This is a genomic window from Pseudomonas sp. TJI-51, assembly GCF_000190455.2.
Classification (GTDB): Bacteria; Pseudomonadota; Gammaproteobacteria; order Pseudomonadales; family Pseudomonadaceae; genus Aquipseudomonas; species Aquipseudomonas juntendi.
On record NZ_AEWE02000063.1, the window covers coordinates 1 to 18,216 of the forward strand.

23 protein-coding genes and 2 pseudogenes are annotated in these 18,216 nt (G+C 63.9%); 13 read left to right on the forward strand and 12 right to left on the reverse strand.

The window, feature by feature from the left end:
• Positions 1 to 84 (reverse strand): annotated as a pseudogene (locus G1E_RS28325) (anti-sigma factor); the annotation flags it as partial.
• Positions 81 to 602, reverse strand: coding sequence for a sigma-70 family RNA polymerase sigma factor (locus G1E_RS14160; protein WP_009685428.1), 522 nt, complete (start codon positions 600 to 602; stop codon positions 81 to 83). The pseudogene G1E_RS28325 and the gene G1E_RS14160, both read right to left, overlap by 4 nt.
• A 128-nt stretch (positions 603 to 730) precedes the next feature.
• On the opposite strand from G1E_RS14160, the gene G1E_RS14165 reads away from it, so the two are divergent.
• The 5 genes and pseudogenes from G1E_RS14165 (at position 731) to G1E_RS14185 (ending at position 4,494) form a co-directional block, all read left to right on the forward strand.
• The gene (locus G1E_RS14165) at positions 731 to 1,777 is read left to right on the forward strand and encodes a catalase family peroxidase (protein ID WP_009685429.1); all 1,047 of its coding nucleotides are present in this window, start codon (positions 731 to 733) and stop codon (positions 1,775 to 1,777) included.
• Positions 1,774 to 2,307, forward strand: coding sequence for a cytochrome b (locus tag G1E_RS14170; RefSeq protein WP_009685430.1), 534 nt, complete (start codon positions 1,774 to 1,776; stop codon positions 2,305 to 2,307). Before G1E_RS14165 ends, G1E_RS14170 begins: the two co-directional genes overlap by 4 nt.
• 72 nt (positions 2,308 to 2,379) lie before the next feature.
• Positions 2,380 to 3,545, forward strand: a pseudogene (locus tag G1E_RS14175) (MFS transporter).
• Between the two features lie 81 nt (positions 3,546 to 3,626).
• Positions 3,627 to 4,172 carry a cupin domain-containing protein gene (locus tag G1E_RS14180; protein ID WP_003248033.1) on the forward strand — a complete coding sequence of 182 codons (546 nt, stop codon included), beginning with the start codon at positions 3,627 to 3,629 and terminating at the stop codon, positions 4,170 to 4,172.
• Positions 4,173 to 4,176: 4 nt separating this feature from the next.
• Positions 4,177 to 4,494: a hypothetical protein gene (locus tag G1E_RS14185; RefSeq protein WP_082437891.1), complete on the forward strand. Its 318-nt coding sequence runs from the start codon at positions 4,177 to 4,179 to the stop codon at positions 4,492 to 4,494.
• Here the strand turns inward: G1E_RS14185 and G1E_RS14190 are convergent.
• On the reverse strand, positions 4,431 to 5,045 hold the full coding sequence (locus tag G1E_RS14190) for a 2-hydroxychromene-2-carboxylate isomerase (protein WP_009685431.1): 615 nt from the start codon (positions 5,043 to 5,045) through the stop codon (positions 4,431 to 4,433). The genes G1E_RS14185 and G1E_RS14190 overlap by 64 nt on opposite strands.
• 26 nt (positions 5,046 to 5,071) lie before the next feature.
• Positions 5,072 to 5,803: an SDR family NAD(P)-dependent oxidoreductase gene (locus G1E_RS14195; RefSeq protein ID WP_029884833.1), complete on the reverse strand. Its 732-nt coding sequence runs from the start codon at positions 5,801 to 5,803 to the stop codon at positions 5,072 to 5,074.
• 89 nt (positions 5,804 to 5,892) lie between these two features.
• Here G1E_RS14195 and G1E_RS14200 point away from each other — a divergent pair, with 89 nt between their 5' ends.
• Positions 5,893 to 6,453, forward strand: a complete 561-nt coding sequence (locus G1E_RS14200) for a TetR/AcrR family transcriptional regulator (RefSeq protein WP_009685434.1) — start codon at positions 5,893 to 5,895, stop codon at positions 6,451 to 6,453.
• On the opposite strand, the gene G1E_RS14205 is transcribed toward G1E_RS14200, so the two are convergent.
• Complete coding sequence (locus G1E_RS14205) at positions 6,454 to 7,488, reverse strand: bile acid:sodium symporter family protein (protein WP_009685435.1); 1,035 nt, start codon at positions 7,486 to 7,488, stop codon at positions 6,454 to 6,456.
• Positions 7,489 to 7,607: 119 nt separating this feature from the next.
• On the opposite strand from G1E_RS14205, the gene ampC reads away from it, so the two are divergent.
• The gene (gene ampC, locus G1E_RS14210; protein WP_009685436.1) at positions 7,608 to 8,750 is read left to right on the forward strand and encodes a class C beta-lactamase; all 1,143 of its coding nucleotides are present in this window, start codon (positions 7,608 to 7,610) and stop codon (positions 8,748 to 8,750) included.
• Between the two features lie 300 nt (positions 8,751 to 9,050).
• Positions 9,051 to 9,383: a hypothetical protein gene (locus G1E_RS14215; RefSeq protein ID WP_029884829.1), complete on the forward strand. Its 333-nt coding sequence runs from the start codon at positions 9,051 to 9,053 to the stop codon at positions 9,381 to 9,383.
• A 46-nt stretch (positions 9,384 to 9,429) separates the two neighbouring features.
• Here the strand turns inward: G1E_RS14215 and G1E_RS14220 are convergent, their stop codons facing one another.
• The 5 genes from G1E_RS14220 to G1E_RS14240 form a co-directional block, all read right to left on the reverse strand.
• The gene (locus G1E_RS14220) at positions 9,430 to 9,741 is read right to left on the reverse strand and encodes a hypothetical protein (protein WP_009685438.1); all 312 of its coding nucleotides are present in this window, start codon (positions 9,739 to 9,741) and stop codon (positions 9,430 to 9,432) included.
• Between the two features lie 129 nt (positions 9,742 to 9,870).
• Entirely contained in the window at positions 9,871 to 10,059 is a 189-nt protein-coding gene (locus G1E_RS14225; protein ID WP_003253897.1) for a hypothetical protein, read from the reverse strand.
• Positions 10,060 to 10,196: 137 nt separating this feature from the next.
• Entirely contained in the window at positions 10,197 to 10,517 is a 321-nt protein-coding gene (locus G1E_RS14230) for a YbjQ family protein (RefSeq protein ID WP_009685439.1), read from the reverse strand.
• A 131-nt stretch (positions 10,518 to 10,648) separates the two neighbouring features.
• On the reverse strand, positions 10,649 to 11,533 hold the full coding sequence (locus G1E_RS14235; protein WP_047149894.1) for an EamA family transporter: 885 nt from the start codon (positions 11,531 to 11,533) through the stop codon (positions 10,649 to 10,651).
• A 252-nt stretch (positions 11,534 to 11,785) separates the two neighbouring features.
• Positions 11,786 to 12,397 (reverse strand): FMN-dependent NADH-azoreductase, encoded by a 612-nt coding sequence (locus G1E_RS14240; protein WP_009685442.1) that lies wholly within the window; start codon positions 12,395 to 12,397, stop codon positions 11,786 to 11,788.
• A gap of 133 nt (positions 12,398 to 12,530) precedes the next feature.
• Between G1E_RS14240 and G1E_RS14245 the strand changes: the two genes are divergently transcribed.
• Positions 12,531 to 13,433: a LysR substrate-binding domain-containing protein gene (locus tag G1E_RS14245; RefSeq protein ID WP_009685443.1), complete on the forward strand. Its 903-nt coding sequence runs from the start codon at positions 12,531 to 12,533 to the stop codon at positions 13,431 to 13,433.
• An 8-nt stretch (positions 13,434 to 13,441) separates the two neighbouring features.
• Complete coding sequence (locus G1E_RS14250) at positions 13,442 to 13,786, forward strand: MmcQ/YjbR family DNA-binding protein (RefSeq protein ID WP_009685444.1); 345 nt, start codon at positions 13,442 to 13,444, stop codon at positions 13,784 to 13,786.
• Positions 13,787 to 13,818: 32 nt separating this feature from the next.
• On the opposite strand, the gene G1E_RS14255 is transcribed toward G1E_RS14250, so the two are convergent.
• A complete protein-coding gene (locus tag G1E_RS14255; RefSeq protein ID WP_009685445.1) occupies positions 13,819 to 14,232 on the reverse strand; it encodes a DUF1294 domain-containing protein in 414 nt (137 codons plus the stop codon).
• Complete coding sequence (locus tag G1E_RS14260; RefSeq protein WP_009685446.1) at positions 14,225 to 15,055, reverse strand: undecaprenyl-diphosphate phosphatase; 831 nt, start codon at positions 15,053 to 15,055, stop codon at positions 14,225 to 14,227. Before G1E_RS14260 ends, G1E_RS14255 begins: the two co-directional genes overlap by 8 nt.
• Positions 15,056 to 15,353: 298 nt before the next feature.
• Here G1E_RS14260 and mcpP point away from each other — a divergent pair, with 298 nt between their 5' ends.
• The 3 genes from mcpP (at position 15,354) to G1E_RS14275 (ending at position 18,207) form a co-directional block, all read left to right on the forward strand.
• Positions 15,354 to 16,988 carry a methyl-accepting chemotaxis protein McpP gene (gene mcpP, locus G1E_RS14265; RefSeq protein ID WP_033690917.1) on the forward strand — a complete coding sequence of 545 codons (1,635 nt, stop codon included), beginning with the start codon at positions 15,354 to 15,356 and terminating at the stop codon, positions 16,986 to 16,988.
• 86 nt (positions 16,989 to 17,074) lie between these two features.
• Entirely contained in the window at positions 17,075 to 17,641 is a 567-nt protein-coding gene (gene pnuC, locus G1E_RS14270) for a nicotinamide riboside transporter PnuC (protein WP_047149895.1), read from the forward strand.
• Positions 17,638 to 18,207: an AAA family ATPase gene (locus G1E_RS14275; protein ID WP_009685449.1), complete on the forward strand. Its 570-nt coding sequence runs from the start codon at positions 17,638 to 17,640 to the stop codon at positions 18,205 to 18,207. Before pnuC ends, G1E_RS14275 begins: the two co-directional genes overlap by 4 nt.
• Positions 18,208 to 18,216 lie beyond the last annotated feature (9 nt).

Here is an 18,216-nt window from a genome sequence, read left to right on the forward strand (position 1 = left end):
CTGCACCTCGGCGCGCCGCGCCGGCTCCAGGCGCTCGTCGACGTAAGCGTGCAGTTCATCTTCGGTGGGGATAAGGCGCGTCATTTCAATCTCCGCAAGGCCGGTGGCTGGGGTGAGCCTTCGGTCAGTTCACGCAAGGCATTGCGCGCCCGCGACAGGCGCGACATTACCGTGCCGATAGGAATGCCCAAGGCCTGGGCGGCCTCCTTGTAGCTCAGGCCCTCGACGCTGACCAGCAGCAGCAAGGCACGCTGCTCGGCACTCAGCCGGGAAAACGCTTGCAAGTCGGCCTGGGCCAGGATGATCGCTTCAAGGTTGTCACCAACGGGTTCGTCATCGCGCTCGGCACGGCCGAACCAGGACAGCCAGCGCGCATGCAGGCGCTCGCGGCGTTTGCCGTCCAGGTACAAGCGATAAAGGATGGTGAACAGCCAGGCACGCAGCGCCTGCGCGTCGCGTTGCTGGTCTCGTCGGCTCAGCGCGCGCTCGACGGTAGCCTGCACCAGGTCGTCGGCGCTGCCCGGTTCACGGGTCAGCCATACGGCAAAGCGGCGCAAGCGGGCGAGCAGTTCGCGCCACTGCTGGTTGTCCAGGTCGTGCATGGTCAGGTCCGGCCTATGGGGCAGTCAGTGTAAGGGGCAGACGCGTGCAGGCCTATTTTATTCCCCCGCGGGAATAAATGGCGTGCTACCCCGTCGTACTGGCACCTTCACTGAACCGGACGCACACCATGAACTCACCTTTGCACGGCCCGGCCAAGGCCCTGCGCCTGGCCGCCATCGGCGCCGTGATGCTGGCCGCAGGTGCCGGCTTCGCGTATGCCGCTGGCTGGCTGGGCCAACCGCAGTTGACCCCGCAACGCATCATCGACACCTTCGAAGCCCAAGCCGGGCACTACCCCGGCTACCGCAAGAACCACGCCAAGGGGCTTTGCGTCAGTGGTTACTTCCAGCCCAGCGGCCAGGCAGCCAGCCTGTCCACGGCACGCGCATTCAGCCAGCCGCGGGTGCCGGTCATCGGCCGTTTCGCCATCGGCGGGGCCAACCCGTTCGCCCCGGACACCAGCATACCGGTCCGCAGCCTGGCAATTGAGTTGAGCACCGATGACGGCCAGGTCTGGCGCACCGGCATGAACAACCCGCCGGTGCTTGCCGTCAGCAACCCCCAAGGGTTCTACGAGCAGGTGCTGGCCAGCGCACCGGTCAAGGCCACCGGCAAACCCGACCCGGCCAAGCTGCAGGCGTTCTTCGCCGCGCACCCGGAAAGCGCAGCGTTTCGTCAATGGGCGGCCAGTTACAAGCCCAGTGACAGCTTCGCCAGCACGCAGTACCACAGCATCAATGCCTTCCGCCTGATCGACGCAGCCGGCGCGGCCCACCCGGTACGCTGGCAGTTGGAGCCACAGGCGCCGTTCGCCGCGTTGCCTGGGCAGGTCGACGACAAGTTGTTCCTCCAGCACGACTTGCAGCAGCGCCTGGCCCAAGGCCCGTTGCGCTGGACCCTGCGCCTGGTGCTGGCGGAACCGGGCGATGCGGTGGATGACCCGGCCCGCCCCTGGCCTGTCGAGCGGCGCAGCGTAGACGCCGGCACCCTGGTGCTGGAGCAGGTCGATGGGCCCGAACAAGGGGCCTGCCGCGACATCAACTTCGACCCCCTGATCCTGCCGCAAGGTATCGAAGCCTCCGACGACCCGATCCTCGCCGCCCGTTCCGCCGCCTATTCGGAATCTTTCAACCGCCGCAGCCGTGAATCGCTCGGCACCGGAGCCCGCCCATGAAGCCCGAAGCCTTCCACCCCCTTGCCCGCGCGCTGCATTGGTTGATGGCCGTGCTGATCCTGGCCATGCTGTTCATCGGCGTGACCATGGTTGCCGACCTGTCGTTGCGCCACCCTGTACTGATCAGCCTGCACAAGGCCACCGGCCTGGCGTTGCTGGTGCTGGTCGTGCTGCGTATTGGCGTGCGCCTGGCCGTCCCCCACCCGCCGCTGCCTGCAGACCTGCCAACCGTGCAGCGCTGGGCTGCCGGCGCATCGCACCTGGCGCTTTATGGCCTGATGCTGGCGATGCCGCTGCTGGGCTGGGCCATGCTGTCTGCCGGCGACTACCCGCGCCCGCTGGGCCTGCCCGCGATCGCGCCGCACAACCTGCAGCTGTATGCCGTGCTGCGCCAGGCCCACGGCTGGGCAGGCTACTTGCTGTTCGCCACCGTATTGGTGCATGTCGGTGCGGCGCTGATGCATGCCTGGGTGCGCCGCGACGGCGTGTTGCGTAGCATGTGGCCTGGCCCCCTGCGCCGCAATCAATGACCTGAGGCAGCCCAGGGCGGTCGACCTCCATCAATGACCGGCTGTCACCGGCCCTACTGCCCTGGAAACCCCATGACCCTCGCAAAGGATCCTGCAACGCTCAGCCCAGCCAGCACCCTCGATCTACGCCCGCTGCTGCTGGCCAACATGGCCTGTACGATGTCGATGATGGCCTTCGTCGCCTTGATCGGCCCGATCGCCCGCCAGTTGGGCATGGCCACCTGGCAAGCCGGCGCCGCCATTACCGTGGCCGGCGTGGTCTGGGTATTGCTGGCCCGCCCTTGGGGCCGCGCAGCTGACCGCCTTGGCCGTCGGCGCGTATTGCTGCTGGGTAGCGCGGGTTTCACCCTGGCCTACTGGCTGTTGTGCCTGTTTGTCGAAGGTGCACTGCGCTGGATGCCAGGTGCAACAATGGCCTTCATCGGCCTGATGGTCGCCCGCGCTTGCATCGGTGCCTTCTATGCCGCCATTCCGGTCGGCTGCAACGCCCTGATCGCCGACCATGTCGGGCCGCAGCAGCGGGCCTGGTGGTCGGCCCAGCCCTGGCAGCGCTGCTGGCGCGGCATAGCCTGAGCCTGCCGTTTCTGGTCATGTCGCTGCTCCCTGCCAGTGCCTTCGTGGTGCTGCTGTTGGCCCTGAAGCCACAGGCGCTTGCACACAGCCACGCGCCCACCCCGGTCAGGCTCAACGACCCCCGCCTGCGCCGGCCGTTGCTGGTGGCATTCAGCGCCATGCTGAGTGTGACCGTGTCGCAGATCACCGTCGGCTTCTTCGCCCTTGACCGCCTGCACCTGGGGCCAGCCCAGGCCGCCCAGGCTGCCGGCATTGCCCTCACCACCGTGGGTGTGGCGCTGATGCTGGCCCAGGTCCTGCTGCGCCAGCTGCAGTGGCCACCGCTGAAGATGATCCGGGTCGGTGCCACGGTTTCGGCGCTGGGCTTTGCCAGCGGCGCGTTGGCGACCACGGCCCCTTGGCTATGGGCCTGCTACTTTGTGGCGGCGGCGGGCATGGGTTTTGTATTCCCGGCGTTTTCGGCCCTGGCCGCCAATGCCATGCAGGCCAGCGAGCAAGGCGCCACGGCCGGCTCCATAGGTGCAGCCCAGGGCATGGGCGCGGTCATCGGCCCGCTGGCCGGGACCTTGGTCTATGCCGTGGACCCGCGCTTGCCATTCCTGGCCGTGGCAACGCTGTTGTTGCTGGTCGGGCTGTGGCCAATCCCGCGTGAACAAAGGCGTTGAGAAGCACAGCGCGCAACGCAGCAGAGTATGTTTTAATGCGCATCGCTCGTTATTTTAAACACCTCTGATTACAAGGCGGCTATGGACACGGGGACGCGACTCAAACTGGTGCGGGAACGCAACAACCTCTCCCAACGGGAATTGGCCCGTCGTAGCGGGCTGACCAACTCGACGATCTCGCAGATCGAACAGAACCGCGTGAGCCCTTCGGTCAGCTCCTTGAAAAAGCTCCTCGAAGGCATTCCCATGAGCCTGGCGGAGTTTTTCAGCTTCGACGAGCCGGTACGTGAAGAGCGCTATGTGTTCCGCGGCGGCGAACAGCCAGACCTGGGCCGTAACGGCCTGCGCATGCTGTTGGTCGGTGCCAGTGTCGAAGGCCGGCAGATGCGCATGTTGCGTGAGCTGTACGCGCCGGGCGCAGACTCCGGCGAACCGATCGTGCATGCCGAAGGCGAAGAATGCGGGCTGGTCACGCGGGGGACCGTGGAGCTGTGGGTCGACGGCCAGGTCAGCGTGCTCAACTCGGGTGATGGCTACTACATCCCCACCACCCTGCCGCACAGCTTCAAGAACATCGGCCCGGACGAGGCCGAGATCATCAGCGCCAATACCCCGGCGAACTTCTGACGGCATGAACAGCCGGGTGGTCTATCAACGCCTGCGTGACGCAGCGCTCGGTGTCCATACCCTGTCGATAGCCCAGCGCCATGACCACGCCCTGGTGGACGTGATCGTCGACGGCTGGCAACTGACCCTCGCGCTGGACAGCGAGGGCCTTGCCCAGTGCATCCACTGCACGGCCCCGTGCGGGGCGCAGGCGGGGCTCGATGCCTGGCAACGGTATGGCAGCAACCCCTGCGATCTGCTCAGCCAGTGGGAACGCACTCAGCTGGAAAGGCTGCTCGCCCCCTGCTGCAGCGCTGCCTCGACGAAGTCCAGGCGGTCCTGACCGAAGAACATGTCTTCGCCGACAAAGCACGTCGGCGCACCAAATACCCCCCGCTGCACCGCCACCTCGGTCGCCTGCCGCAGTGCTGCCTTGATTTCGTCATCTGCTGCCAGTGCGTGAAACGCGTGTGGGTCAAAGCCGCCTTCAACCAGGGTGGCGTCCAGTACCGCCACATCGCTCAGGTTGCGCTGCTGGGCAAACAAACCCTTGAACAACACCGCCAGCAGCCCCTCGAAACGCTCCGGCGCGCGTAACTGCGTACCCATGACGCCTCGCATCAAGTGCAGCGTATTGACCGGAAAACCCGGTGGCAGCCCAAACGGCACCCCGTAGCGGGCGGCAAAGCGCGCCAGGTCGTTGAACATATAGCGCCCTTTGGCGGGGATCATCGCTGGCGAAGCGTTGCCCGTGGCCTGGAATACGCCGCCCAGGAGCATTGGCCGGTAGTGCAGCGTTGCCCCGTGGCAGGCGCATAGCGCCGGCAGCTGGGTCCAGGCCAGGTAACTGGCTGGGCTACCCAGGTCAAAGTAGAAATCGACGTGCTTGTGCATGGTCATGTCCTTACAGGGAAAAGGGTTTACCAGCCTTCCATCCAGGGCCGCAGGTCCAGCTCGAAGGTCCACGCGTCGCGGGGCTGGGCGTGCAGGAACCAATAGCTGTCGGCGATGTGTGCAGGGTTCAGGATGCCACCCTCACCCTTGAGGGCGTAGCGCTCGGGGAAGCTGTCGCGAATGAAGGCAGTGTCGATGGCCCCGTCCACCACCACATGGGCGACATGAATATTGCGCGGCCCCAACTCGCGGGCCATGCTCTGGGCCAATGCGCGCAAGCCATGCTTGGCGCCGGCGAAGGCGGCAAAACCGGCCGCGCCACGGGTTGCGGCGGTGGCGCCAGTGAACAGCAGCGTGCCGCGCTCGCGCCGGACCATGCGCCGCGCTACCGCCTGGGCAGTCAGAAAGCCGGCGAAGCAAGCCATTTCCCAGATCTTGAAATACTTGCGTGGGGTTTCGTCCAGAATGCTGCATGGCACATTGGCGCCAATGTTGAACACAAAGGCTTCGATCGGGCCGATATCGCGCTCGATGGTTTCGACCAGTTCCGCCACGTCGTCTTCCTTGCGCGCATCGGAGCCGAACCCGTAGGCCTGGCCACCGGCAGCGCGTATTTCTTCCAGCAACGGCTGCAGCTTGTCAGCCTGGCGCCGGGTGACACAGGCGATATAGCCCTCGCGGGCAAAACGCTTGGCAATCTCGCCGCCGGTGGCATCCCCCGCACCAATCACCAGCACGACTTTTTGTTGTTCCGACATGCCTGCACCCATTGGTAAATGATCGTTTAGTAAACGAACGCTATGCTACGATGCCGGCTTTCGTCAAGCCGTCTTGCAGAGGCACGCCCATGCGCTACCCAAACGAACACAAGCAGCAAACCCGTGAACGCTTGCTCGCCAGCAGCGGTGCGCTGGCCAAGCGTGGGGGCTTTGCCAGCACGGGCGTTGCCGGCTTGATGAAAGCCATTGGCCTGACCGGGGGGGCGTTCTACAACCACTTTCCGTCCAAGGATGACCTGTTCACCGAGGTGGTCCGGCAGGAACTCTGCAACAGCCCACTCGCCCGGCTGGCCAACCAAGGTGCCAGCCGCGAGCGCCTGGCCCGCTGCCTGCAGCAATACCTTAGCCTGGCGCACCTGCACAACGCCGAGCAGGGTTGCCCGTTGCCGCCGCTAGGGGTGGAGATAGCCCGCGCTGACACGCCTGTGCGGGAAGTGGCCGAGCACTGGTTACTGCAGCTGCACCAGGCCTGGAGCGCCACCCTGGAGGATGAGCAGTTGGCCTGGGTATTGATCAGTCAGTGCGTGGGCGCGCTGCTGGTTGGCCGCATGCTGGTCAGCGAAAGCGTGCAAGGCCAGGTGCTTGGCGCCAGCCGCGCGTTTGTCGAACGCGCGCTGGAGGGCGACTGATCACGGGTTGGCTGGGGGTTGGCGGGGGCCCGCCGCAGCACGTTCAGCGCCTGCCAGAGCCTCTGGCAAACCTTGCTCACGGCTGGCATAACGCTGCGCCAGCACCGCGCACACCATCAACTGGATCTGGTGGAACAGCATCAGCGGCAGGATCATCGCGCCAATGCCACTGCCCACGAACAGCACCTGCGCCATGGGTACGCCGGTGGCCAGGCTTTTCTTCGAGCCGGCGAACAGGATGGTGATACGGTCCTCGAGGTCGAAGCCCAGCGCCTTGCCCAACAAGCGGGTAGCGAACAACACCACCGCCAGCAGAATGCCGCATACCGCGAACAACCCCGCCAGGTGCTGCGACGAAACCGTGTGCCACAGGCCGGTCACCACTGCCTCGCTGAAGGCGGTATACACCACCAGCAGAATCGACCCCTGGTCGACCACCTTGAGCCAGCGGGCATTGCGCTTTACCCAGGCGCCAATCCAGCGCCGCGCGATCTGCCCGGCCACGAATGGCACCAGCAGTTGCAAGGTGATCTTGAGGACCGCATCCAGGCCGGAGCCAGTATCGCCACTGGCGCCCAGCAACATCACCACCAGCAATGGGGTGAGGAAGATACCCAGCAGGCTGGACGCCGCCGCACTGCAGATGGCCGCCGGCACGTTGCCGCGGGCCAGCGAAGTGAAGGCAATGGCCGACTGCACGGTTGCGGGCAAGGCGCACAGGTACAGCACACCCAGGTACAGCTCATTGCCTACAAGTGGCACGAACAGCGGCTTGAACGCCAACCCCAGCAGCGGGAACAGCACGAACGTGCAGGAGAACACCAGCAGGTGCAGGCGCCAATGCCCGGCGCCTGCGATGATCGCCTCACGCGACAGCTTGGCACCGTGCAGGAAGAACAGCAGGCCGATGGCAAGGTTGGTCAGCCAGCCGAAGTACATCGCGCCGTCGCCCGAACAAGGCAATACGGTGGCAATGCAGACCACCCCGAGCAAGGCCAGGGTGAAATTGTCGAACAGCATGCGCAAATACTTCATCACGGCTCCCGTCTTGTCATTGTGCAAGGGCAGACGATAAGGTTTCCGGCTTTTCAGCGCTAACGCCGGAACCCCCTGGGGTATCGCTCAACGGACACCATGCACACAAGGAACCGCCCATGCCGCGCTTGCGCAAGGCTTTGATTGCCACCACCATCACGCTTGCCCTGGGCCATACCACCGCCCAGGCTCACGACCCGTTGCAGGCCAAGGTCGACCAGGTCGTCCGCCCGCTGATGCAGGAGCAAGGCATCAGCGGCATGGCGGTGGCCATTTATGCCCACGGCCATGCGCACTATTTCAGTTATGGCGTGGCCAGCAAGGCCGACAGCGTGCCGGTAAGCCGCGACACGCTGTTCGAAATCGGCTCGTTGAGCAAGACCTATACCGCCACCTTGGCCGCGCTGGCCAGCGCGCAGGGCAAGCTGGACCTGTCGGCGCCGGCCAAGCGTTACCACCCGGCGTTGGCAGGCGCCCCTATTGGCGAGGCGTCCGTTCGCGACCTCGGTGCCTACAGCGCGGACTGCCTGCCGCTGCAGTTCCCGGATGACGTCCAGACGCCGCAGCAGGTCGTCGATTTCTTCCGGCACTGGCAACCACGCGCCAAACCCGGCACCCAGCGCTGCTACTCCAACCCTAGCCTGGGCCTGTTCGGCGACCTGGCCGCCCGCGCACAACAGCAATCGTTTTCGACACTGATGAGCGAAGGGCTGTTGGCACCGATGGGCCTGCGCGCCACCTATCTGCAGGTGCCCGCCAGCGCCCAAGGCCTGTACGCACAAGGTTACGATGCCGCCGACAAGCCGGTACGCGTCGGCCCCGGCCCCTATGCCGACGAAGCCTACGGGATCAAGACCAGCGCCCGCGACCTGCTGCGCTACGTGCGCCTGCACCTGCAACCGCAGGGCCTGCCACCAACGCTGCAGCAAGCCTTGAGCATTACCCGCCAAGGCTACTTTCAGGTCGGCGCCATGACCCAGGGCCTGGGTTGGGAGCGCTACCCCTACCCGGTCGCACTGGACACGCTGGTCGATGGCAACAGCCCAAGGCTGATCCGTGAACCACAGCCAGTCACGCGCTTGCAGCCAGCCCAGCCGGCGCTGCCTGCGGCCTGGTACAACAAGACCGGCTCCACCAATGGCTTTGGTGCCTACGCTGCGTTCGTGCCCGCCGAACAGCTGGCGGTGGTGTTGCTGGCCAACCGCAATTACCCCAATGAGGCCCGGGTCCGTGCCGCCTTTGCGATCCTTTCCGGCCTGTAGAAAGGCCGCGGATTGTCGAACAAATCGACACTATGTAGTGAAAAAAAATATTCACTACAAAATGGTTGACGCCGTTCATCGCCCTTGTGCATGATGAAGCCGTCCCCCTGATCGGGGGCGGTGGCAAGGGTATTCCAGACGGTCTGCGCGGTAACGCGGGCCGTTCGTGGAGCGGGAAACTGTCCAAAAGGCAGCGTGAGAAAGCCCCTGTTGCGATGCTGCTGTAGCAGCGTTGGTAGTGCGCTACACCGTGGTAGCGCCAACTGTGAAAATCACCTACGAATGGGTAATGGGGGCTTTATGATGAACTTGAACAACAATCCGACCATCGACCAATTGGCCCAGCTGTTCGCCGGCCGCAAAGACAGCCTCGACGACCACCTGCTGTGGGTCAGCCAAACCGGTGAAGTGCGCCTCGATCGCCTGCCACCGAATACCGTCGAAGCTGAATTTGAAGAGCACCTGCCCAGCATGCGTGCCCGCTTCAAGGTCTACCGTCGTGGCCAAGGCTACGTTGGCAAGAAGGCCGCCGCCGACACCGAGTTCGTTGGCCGTGTGCTGCAGACCCTGCAACAGGAATGGCCCGCTGCCCGTGAGCAGCAGGCAGTCAAGGTGATCGAACCGCTCAATTGAGGTTGCCACCGTTAGCAAAGCCCGGCCTGAACAGGCCGGGCTTTTTTCATGCCTGGCGCCGCTGGCGGCGGGCTGGCGGCAACGGCAATGCCCCTGTCGCCATGGCCCTGGCGCGGTCGACACCCCAAACCATGGCACGGGTCATGGTCTCGCCCGGCCGCGCGGGGTAGTACTCTTCCACCAGCGCCCGCCCATCCCCGGCATACAACCCCAGGAACAATTGCGTTGCGCCCAGGCGCGACAAGCGCACCTGCACATCCAGTGTGGTGCCATCGCTGAGCGCTTCGTCGTGGCTGCGGCTGTGTAGTTGGGCGTCCGCCCAGTGCCAATAAGTCTCTTCCCTGACGCGCATGTGCATCCAGTCCTCCGTTGCTCGAATGTGGCGTCAGCAAAGCACAGGCTTGGCGATCCGGCGAGTGTTACCCAATCATTTCATGAGGCGGGTCAACGAATGACCATAAAAAGTCCGCCGTCGGACAGTGTGGGGTTACTTCTTCAGCGGCACCCGCGGCATGAAGCGGCCCTTTTTGCTGCGCTGCAGATGGGCAGGCTGAAGCTGCTCGGAATCATCCAGGGTCATGTGGGCGAACCCCAGCCGGAATGCCGCCTGGCCGCAACGCACCTGGCTGTTGATCGGAAACGCATCGTTAAGGTCTTCGAAAAAAGATTCGCTCATGCCCTGTCTCCCTCAGCGGCAACGCGCCGGCAACCAGAAAAGTTGCCAAGTGACGCGGCCTGTAAAAGTGAGACTAGCCGGTCATTTACAGACCAGTCGGGCAAAACCCAGGCAGCCGACCAGTGGCAAACCGGCCTTCAGCGCAGGCGCACTGCGGTGCCGGTGACAAACACGACGACCATGCCGCCTTGTACCGAAGGCATGCTGATCTCGTAATCCACACCGACTACCGCGTCGGCTCGCAACTGCTGGGCGCGCGCCTTCAGCTCTTCGGTGGCCTGCTCGCGGGCCTCGCGCAGTGCGCTTTCCAGGGTCTGCGAGCGACCACCCAGCACGTCGCGAACACGGGTAAAGAAATCGCGGACGAAATTGATGCCCTGGACCGATTCGGCGCTGACCACGCCGAGGTATTCGGCAATCGGGCGGCCTTCAAGTTGACTGGTAGTGGAAATGATCATGCAAACGCTCCGTTGGCCTGGTCTCGAACAATGAGGCCGAGTCTAACAGAGCCGCACCTGAGCAACCGGCAATGGGGCCTTACCACCCGGTCAACGCTTCAGCCGTCACCACGCCCCCCACTAACCTCCTGTCAGGCGCTGGCCGCACGCAAGCGCTGGCCGATCCGCGCGCCGAATACGTTCACCAGCAGCCCGGCCATCACCAACACGGCGCCCCAGCCCTGAATTGCGGTCAGTCGTTCGCCCAGCAGCAATGCCGACGAACTCAAGCCGATCACCGGCACCAGCAGCGAAAAAGGCGCGACCTTACCGGCCGGGTGGCGCGACAACAGCTTGCTCCACAGGCTGTAGCCGATCATGGTGGCGACAAAAGCCAGGTATGCCAGCGCCAGCACCGAGCTGAGGCTGATGTTGGCAAGCGCATGGCCAATACGCTCTGGGCCTTCCAGCCACCAGGACAACGCCAGGAACGGCAACGGCGGGATCAAACCACCCCAGATCACCAGCGCCACCAGGTCGACCGAGCCAAAGCGCCGGGTAATGATGTTGCCCAGCCCCCACATGGCACCGCCGCACAATGTCAGCAGCAGCGCCACCATCGGCACGTGGCCACCGTCTTCGCTGCCGATCAGGGCCAGGCCACTGGCCGCCACCATTAGCCCCAGCACACTGGCCAGGCGCAGCCGTTCACCGAGGAACAGCGCGGCGAAGCCGAGCGTGAAGAATGCCTGCGATTGCAGAATCAGCGAAGCCAGCCCTGGTGGCATGCCGCTGTACATGGCCTGGAAGAGAAAGGCGAACTGGCCCAGAGAAATGGTTGCGCCGTAGGCGATGAGCCAGCGCCAGGGCAATTTGGGGCGCCTGACCAGCAACACCGCGGGAAACGCCACCAGCAAAAAGCGCAGTGCCCCCAACAGCATCGGCGGCAAGCCGTCGAGGCCAACCTTGATGACTACAAAGTTTACTCCCCAGGCAACAATCACCACCAGGGCGATGAGTAGGTCCTTGAGCGGCACGGCAGCTTCCTTCTTCAGGCGTTCTAGACATATTTCGTTACAGCATAAGGCTATAACTCTGAAGAGGACCAGCACAGTTGTGGCCTAGGCTGGCGCAACAGTCCGACTGTTGCGTCAACCTGTAACGTTGATGCATAACGCAGAAAACCCGCGAACACTGCGTATTCGCGGGTTTCCAGTACCCTTGAGCAGGGCACGATCAGCAGCGCGGACTTGCCGGCACCTCAGCCTTGCAAACCTTATCGCTGTGCATCAAGCCGCTGCAAACAGCTCATTGGCGATCTGCGCCTGTGCGGCGTCAAGCGCCTGTGTACGCTGCTCCGGGCCGTAGGCCAAGCCGTGAGCGCGCACGATTTCCAGGTCGGTGACACCAATGAAGCCCAGGAACACCTTGAGGAAGTCTTCATGCCCAGCACCCGTTGGCTGGCCAGCGTGCAGGCCACCCGCGGTGGAAACCAGCACTACTTTCTTGTTACCGCAAAGCCCCTCAGGGCCCGCCTCGGTGTAGCGGAAGGTCTTGCCGGCCACCGCAACGCGGTCGATCCAGGCCTTGAGCTGGGTCGGCACGCTGAAGTTGTACATCGGCGCGCCTATCACCACGGCATCGGCGGCCAGGAATTCTTCCAGGGTCTCGGCGCTGAGCTTGGCCTCGAATGCCTGGGCGGCGTCGCGTACATCTTCCGGGGTGCCAGCGGCTACCAGCGTGGCAGCAGAGAAGTGTGCAATGGCATCGGCAGCCAGGTCGCGGTACACCACTTCAACGCTGGGGTCTGCGGCTTTCCAGGCTTCGACCACCTCGCGGCTCAACTGGCGGGATGCGGAATTGTCACCCAGGATGCTCGAATCGATGTGCAACAGTTTCATGGGACTCTCCTGTGAATGAAGACCGCATCACTTGGCGATCACGATGGGTAGAATCCTACCGGAGTGATTAATGACTGATAAGCCGCAGAAAATGCGTTAGTTTGTCTCATGAGTGGAACAATGAGACCTGTTCATGCAAGACCTCAATGACCTTTTCTATTTCGCCCGCGTAGTGGAAGCCGGCGGTTTTGCTGCAGCGGGGCGCCAGCTGGGCATTCCCAAGTCACGCTTGTCCCGGCGCATCGCCGAGCTCGAAGAGCGCCTGGGCACCCGCCTGCTGCAGCGCACCACCCGGCAGTTGAAACTCACCGCAGTGGGCGAGCGCTATCTGCATCACTGCCAGGCCATGCTGCTGGAGGCCGAAGCTGCCGATGAAACGGTGGCCAGCATGAGCAGCGAACCACGCGGGCGCTTGCGTGTGTCCTGCCCCGTGGCGCTGGCCCACGCGTTTCTGCCGCAGGTGATCAGCCGCTTTCTCGAGCAGTACCCGCTGGTGCAGTTGGACATGGTACTGCTCAACCGCCGGGTGGACCTGATTTCCGAAGGTATCGACGTTGCCCTGCGCGTGCGCGACCTGGGCGATGAAGACCCGGCCTTGGTCACCCGCCGCCTGCGCCAGGCGCAAATGCAGCTGGTTGCCGCCCCGGGCTTCGCCGACCACATCCGCGACCCTGCCGAACTGGCGACGTTGCCGGTACTGGGCGCCGCCGAGGCAGACCGGCTGGTGCACTTTCGCCTGCTGGGCCCCAACGGCAAGCAACAGGACCTGGCCCTGGAGCCACGCCTGGCGATCGACGATTTCGTAGTACGTAATGCCGCTGTACGGGCTGGCTTGGGCTTTACTGCATTACCCAGCATGTTTTGCGAGGCGGAGCTGGAACGCGGCGAGCTGGTACGCCTGCTGCCTGAGTGGTCGCTGCCAGGTGGCTACCTGCAGGCGGTGTACCCGCACCGGCGCGGCCTGTTGCCGGCTGTACGGGTGTGGATCGACCATCTGGCGGCATCATTCGAGGCGTGTGGGGAGCGATACGTATGAACGCGAACATGAGCGAAGCCGAAGTAGCGGCATTCTGCCTGGAGCTGCCGGGTGCCCAGGAAGACTACAAGTGGGGCGGTATCCGGGTTTTCTCGGTGGCCGGCAACAAGATGTTCGCGGTACTCGACCTGGCCGGCGCAGGGCTGTCGTTCAAGGTGGCCGACGATTTGTTTCTCGGCTATTGCGACCGCCCTGGAGTGCGACCTGCGCCTTACCTGGCACGGGCACGCTGGATCAGCATGGCGCCGCCCTACCCCATGGGCCGGGACGAATTGCGTGACTTGCTGCAGCGTTCGCACCAGCTGGTGGTGCGACGGTTACCGAAGCGGTTACAGGTGGGTTTGCTGCTGTAATACCGCCTGCCCCCCCGCTTCGGGACCGCACTTCACCCTAAAGGCAGAAAGCGCCCACCGAAAAACAGCCAGTCGGCCCAGAACACCTGGTGCAACAGCACAATCGCCCAGAACAGCAGCTGGTACGAAAGCTTGCGCGTCTTATGCCGGAACAGCTGCTGCGCCAGCAACGCACCCGGCCAGCCACCCAACAGCTCGCTGGCATGCAGCACTTTCTCGGGCGTGCGCCAGGCCTGCTGACGTGCCTGGTGTTTGTCCTGCCAGTACAGCATGACGCTGACCAGGCTCATCGCCGGGTACAGCGCCAATGGCCACCAGGCCTGGTCGAGCCAGGCCATGCGAGCCGCGCCCAGCCCTGGCAGCACGCACAACACGGCCAGCACCAGCAGTTTCAGGCGCAGGTTGCGTACCCCGTCCAGCGGCGCGGCACGCCGCAGCTCAGCCATGAACCGAGGTCCAGTTGACCCAGCCGAACTGCCAGGTAGCCAGGATGAACAGGCCGAACACGATGCGATACCAGGCAAACGCGGCATAGCTGTGGTTGGCAATGAACTTGAGCAGCGCACGCACGGCGATCATGGCGAAAATGAACGACGTGACGAAACCGATGGCGAACACCGGCAAGTCATCCGGTTGGAACAGATGGCGGTACTTGTAGCCCGAATACACGGCCGCGCCGATCATGGTCGGCATGGCGAGAAAGAACGAGAACTCGGTGGCCGCTTTGCGCGACAGACCGAACAGCAGCCCGCCGATGATGGTCGAGCCCGAACGCGATGTGCCGGGGATCATCGCCAGGCACTGCACGAAGCCTATTTTCAGCGCATGACTCCAACGCATGTCGTCGACATGGTCAACTTCTACCCTATGCGTGCGCCGCTCGGCCCACAACATGATCACCCCACCCACCACCAGCGCTGCCGCCACGGTGACCGGGTTGAACAGGTACTCGTGGATCAGGTCGGCGAACAGTACGCCCAGTACGACCGCAGGCAGGAATGCCAAAAACAGGTTACCGGTAAAGCGCCGTGCCTTGGGTTGGCTGCGCAAGCCGAAAACCACTTCGCAGATCCTGCTGCGAAACTCCCACATCACGGCCAGGATCGCAGCCAGCTGGATGATGATGTTGAAAGCCATGGCCCGTTCACCGCCAAAACCGATCACGTCGGCGACGATGATCTGGTGGCCGGTACTGGAAATCGGCAGAAACTCCGTCAGCCCCTCTACTACGCCCAAGATGATTGCCTGGAAGGCAGTCCAAAAATCCATCATTCCCCCGGTGGAGCGCTGCTCGCAGCAGGCTCCTTGTTCTTGATCTATTGACGATTGCTGCACGCGGACCGGCTTTTTACAGCGACTGTTGGGACCAGCGCCAGTGGAAAAGTTCACGGCGGCTAAAGGTTTCATCTTGCGCGGCCGAAATCCTGTCAGAGCACCTTTGCAAATCCGTTACGCAACCTTCTGCAGACTGTGACAAAGATAGCACTTAGCCATTAGTCGAGTGGGGCATGGCTGCAAACCGTGCTTGGATGCAGCTGAATAAAAAGAACAATGGGGGAGCGGCTGGATGAACACTTTGAGATCAATGTCGATCAGCCAACGCCTGTGGCTGATCCTGGTGGTGGCGGTGGCCATGCTGGTGGTGCTGGGGCTGCTGATGCTGCGCCAGATCCACGGCGACCTGTACCAGGCCAAGGCCGAAAAGACCCGCCATGTGGTGGAAACCGCTGCAGGGGTACTGGCCTATTACCAAGGGCTGGAGGCAGCCGGCACGCTCAGCCGTGAAGCCGCCCAGCAGCAAGCGCTGCAAGTTGTCCGGGGGCTGCGCTACGACCACGACGATTATTTCTGGATCAACGACTTGGGGCCGAAGATGATCATGCATCCGTCCAACCCCAAGCTCGACGGCCAGGACCTGTCAGCCATCCGCGACCCCGACGGCTTTGCCGTGTTCAATGAGATGGTCGCCCTGGCGCGCCAGCACGACGCGGGCCCGGTCAACTACCGCTGGCCCAAGCCCGGGGCGAGCGAGCCGGTGGCCAAGACCTCCTACATACAGCTGTTCAAACCATGGGGCTGGATCATCGGGTCGGGCGTGTACGTCGATGACGTGCAGGCCGAATTCGCCCGCCAGTTGCGCGATGCCTCGCTGGTTGGCCTGGGCATTGCCCTGCTGATGGCGCTGGTGGTGATGCTGATCGCCCGCAGCATTGCCCGCCCCCTTCAGGAAGCGGTGCAGGCCATGGGCAATATCGCCAGTGGCGAAAGTGACCTGACCCGGCGCCTGGACACCCATGGTCGCGACGAAATCACCCGCCTTGGTGAACACTTCAACCGCTTCAATGGCAAGCTGCAGGGCGTGGTCGGCCAATTGCAAGGGGCCGCCCATGCGCTGGCCCAGTCGGCCGGGCATGTGGGTGACAATGCCGGGGCCGCCGAGCAGCGCAGTGCCCAGCAGTCGCTGCAGATGGACCAGGTGGCTACCGCCGTGAACGAAGTGACCTACGCCGTGCAGGACGTGGCCAAGACGGCCGAACAGGCTGCCGGGGAAATGCACAGCGCCCAACTGCAGGTCACACAGGGCCAGCAAGCTATCCACGGCAGCCTGGCGCAGATCGACCGGCTGTCGCTGACCATCGACCAGGCTGTGCAAGTGATCCGCGACCTGGCCGGGCACAGCACGCGCATCGGCGGCGTGCTCGACGTGATCCGTTCGATTGCCGAGCAAACCAACCTGCTGGCGCTGAACGCCGCCATCGAGGCGGCCCGGGCCGGGGAGCAAGGCCGCGGCTTTGCCGTGGTCGCCGACGAGGTGCGCCTGCTGGCACAGCGCACCGCGCAGTCCACGGCCGAGATCCATACCATGATCGAGCACCTGCAAAGCCAGTCGGACGCCGCTGTGCGGGCAATCGACACCAGCAGCGAGGCCTCGCGCCAGACCGTCGAACAGGCCCGCGAGGCCGGCGCCAGCCTGGACGCCATCAACCAGGCGCTGAACAACCTCACCGCCTTGAATGCGTCCATTGCCAGTGCCACCCTGCAGCAGGCGCATGTGGTCGAAGAGATCAACCGCAACGTACTGGACACTGCCGGGCTGTCCCAGCAAACCGCCGATGCGGCGCGCCAGTCCAGCGATGCGGGGGTGGCCTTGGGCCAGTTGAGCGAAGAACTGGAGCAGTTACTGCGCCAGTTCCGCGTGTAGTACGGGCTGCCGGCGGGCGCGGCTACACCTTCGCCCGCCGAACAGCTACAATCGCGCCCCTTCCCCGCAGCCTCCAAGGATCGCCGATGTCCGGCCTTGAACTCATCGCCGCCGTCCTCGGCGTCATCGCTGTCTGGCTCACGGTCAAGCAGAACGCCTGGTGCTGGCCGATCGGCCTGGTCATGGTGCTGATCTATGGCTGGCTGTTCTATGAGGTGAAGCTGTATTCGGGCATGTTGCTGCAACTGGCCTACGCCCTCCTGCAACTGTACGGCTGGTGGCAATGGCAACGCCCCGACCGCGCTGAAGACACCCGCCAGGTCTCGCGCTTGCAAGGCCCGGCGCTATTTGCCGGCCTGGCCGTCGGGGTGCTGCTTAGTGCCGCCCTGGGCGCGGCCATGGCCCACTGGACCGACGCCGCCATGCCGTGGCTGGACGCGACCCTGACCGCTTTCAGCCTGGTGGCACAACTGTGGATGGCGCAAAAGCGCCTGCAATGCTGGGCCCTCTGGGTTGTGGTCGACACCCTGTATGTCGGCCTGTACCTGCACCAGCAGCTGTATTTCACGGCAGGCTTGTTCGCCGTTTTGACCCTCATAGCCGTACGCGGCTGGCTGGAATGGCGGCGAGACCCGGCATTGGTGCAGCCATGAGCACGGTGCAGGCGACGAAAGTACTGGTGCTGTGCGGCCCCGAGTCCAGCGGCAAAAGCTGGCTCAGCGGGGTGATCCAGGCGCATTTTGGCGGTTTGGTGGTGGCCGAATACGTGCGTCACTTCATCGAGCAGGAGCGCCGGGATACCTGCTACGCCGATATCCCCAGCATTGCCCGTGGCCAACTGGCATGGGAAGACCAGGCCCGCGAGCAGGCGCCCCCCTTGCTGATCCTCGACACCCACCTGCTCAGCAACATGCTCTGGAGCCATGCCCTGTTCGGCGACTGCCCGGCCTGGCTGGAACAGGCCCTGCTCGCCCGGCATTACGACCTGCATCTTTTGCTAAGCCCACAAGGCGTGGAATGGGTCGCCGACGGCCAGCGCAGCCAGCCGGACGTGCGCGATCGGCAACGCTTTTTCGAAGACAGCCGGGCCTGGTTGCAGCAGCATGGCCAGCCCCACCAGATAATTGAAGGGAGTTGGCCACAGCGCCAGTTGTTGGCCCTGGAAGCGGTGGCTAGGCTCCTTGATAGCGATAAGCCAGCCTACCCTGCCGAGTGTTAAGCCACTGAC

Coding starts and splice junctions, on each gene's coding strand:
- G1E_RS14215 (WP_029884829.1), top strand. CDS start 9,051: ATGATGAACTTGAACAACAATCCGACCATCGACCAATTGGCCCAGCTG.
- pnuC (WP_047149895.1), top strand. CDS start 17,075: ATGTCCGGCCTTGAACTCATCGCCGCCGTCCTCGGCGTCATCGCTGTC.
- G1E_RS14230 (WP_009685439.1), bottom strand. CDS start 10,517: ATGATCATTTCCACTACCAGTCAACTTGAAGGCCGCCCGATTGCCGAA.
- G1E_RS14200 (WP_009685434.1), top strand. CDS start 5,893: ATGCGCTACCCAAACGAACACAAGCAGCAAACCCGTGAACGCTTGCTC.
- G1E_RS14185 (WP_082437891.1), top strand. CDS start 4,177: ATGAACAGCCGGGTGGTCTATCAACGCCTGCGTGACGCAGCGCTCGGT.
- G1E_RS14170 (WP_009685430.1), top strand. CDS start 1,774: ATGAAGCCCGAAGCCTTCCACCCCCTTGCCCGCGCGCTGCATTGGTTG.
- G1E_RS14205 (WP_009685435.1), bottom strand. CDS start 7,488: ATGAAGTATTTGCGCATGCTGTTCGACAATTTCACCCTGGCCTTGCTC.
- mcpP (WP_033690917.1), top strand. CDS start 15,354: ATGAACACTTTGAGATCAATGTCGATCAGCCAACGCCTGTGGCTGATC.
- G1E_RS14260 (WP_009685446.1), bottom strand. CDS start 15,055: ATGGATTTTTGGACTGCCTTCCAGGCAATCATCTTGGGCGTAGTAGAG.
- G1E_RS14160 (WP_009685428.1), bottom strand. CDS start 602: ATGCACGACCTGGACAACCAGCAGTGGCGCGAACTGCTCGCCCGCTTG.
- G1E_RS14165 (WP_009685429.1), top strand. CDS start 731: ATGAACTCACCTTTGCACGGCCCGGCCAAGGCCCTGCGCCTGGCCGCC.
- G1E_RS14220 (WP_009685438.1), bottom strand. CDS start 9,741: ATGCACATGCGCGTCAGGGAAGAGACTTATTGGCACTGGGCGGACGCC.
- ampC (WP_009685436.1), top strand. CDS start 7,608: ATGCCGCGCTTGCGCAAGGCTTTGATTGCCACCACCATCACGCTTGCC.
- G1E_RS14190 (WP_009685431.1), bottom strand. CDS start 5,045: ATGCACAAGCACGTCGATTTCTACTTTGACCTGGGTAGCCCAGCCAGT.
- G1E_RS14275 (WP_009685449.1), top strand. CDS start 17,638: ATGAGCACGGTGCAGGCGACGAAAGTACTGGTGCTGTGCGGCCCCGAG.
- G1E_RS14240 (WP_009685442.1), bottom strand. CDS start 12,397: ATGAAACTGTTGCACATCGATTCGAGCATCCTGGGTGACAATTCCGCA.
- G1E_RS14180 (WP_003248033.1), top strand. CDS start 3,627: ATGGACACGGGGACGCGACTCAAACTGGTGCGGGAACGCAACAACCTC.
- G1E_RS14255 (WP_009685445.1), bottom strand. CDS start 14,232: ATGGCTGAGCTGCGGCGTGCCGCGCCGCTGGACGGGGTACGCAACCTG.
- G1E_RS14250 (WP_009685444.1), top strand. CDS start 13,442: ATGAGCGAAGCCGAAGTAGCGGCATTCTGCCTGGAGCTGCCGGGTGCC.
- G1E_RS14195 (WP_029884833.1), bottom strand. CDS start 5,803: ATGTCGGAACAACAAAAAGTCGTGCTGGTGATTGGTGCGGGGGATGCC.
- G1E_RS14245 (WP_009685443.1), top strand. CDS start 12,531: ATGCAAGACCTCAATGACCTTTTCTATTTCGCCCGCGTAGTGGAAGCC.
- G1E_RS14225 (WP_003253897.1), bottom strand. CDS start 10,059: ATGAGCGAATCTTTTTTCGAAGACCTTAACGATGCGTTTCCGATCAAC.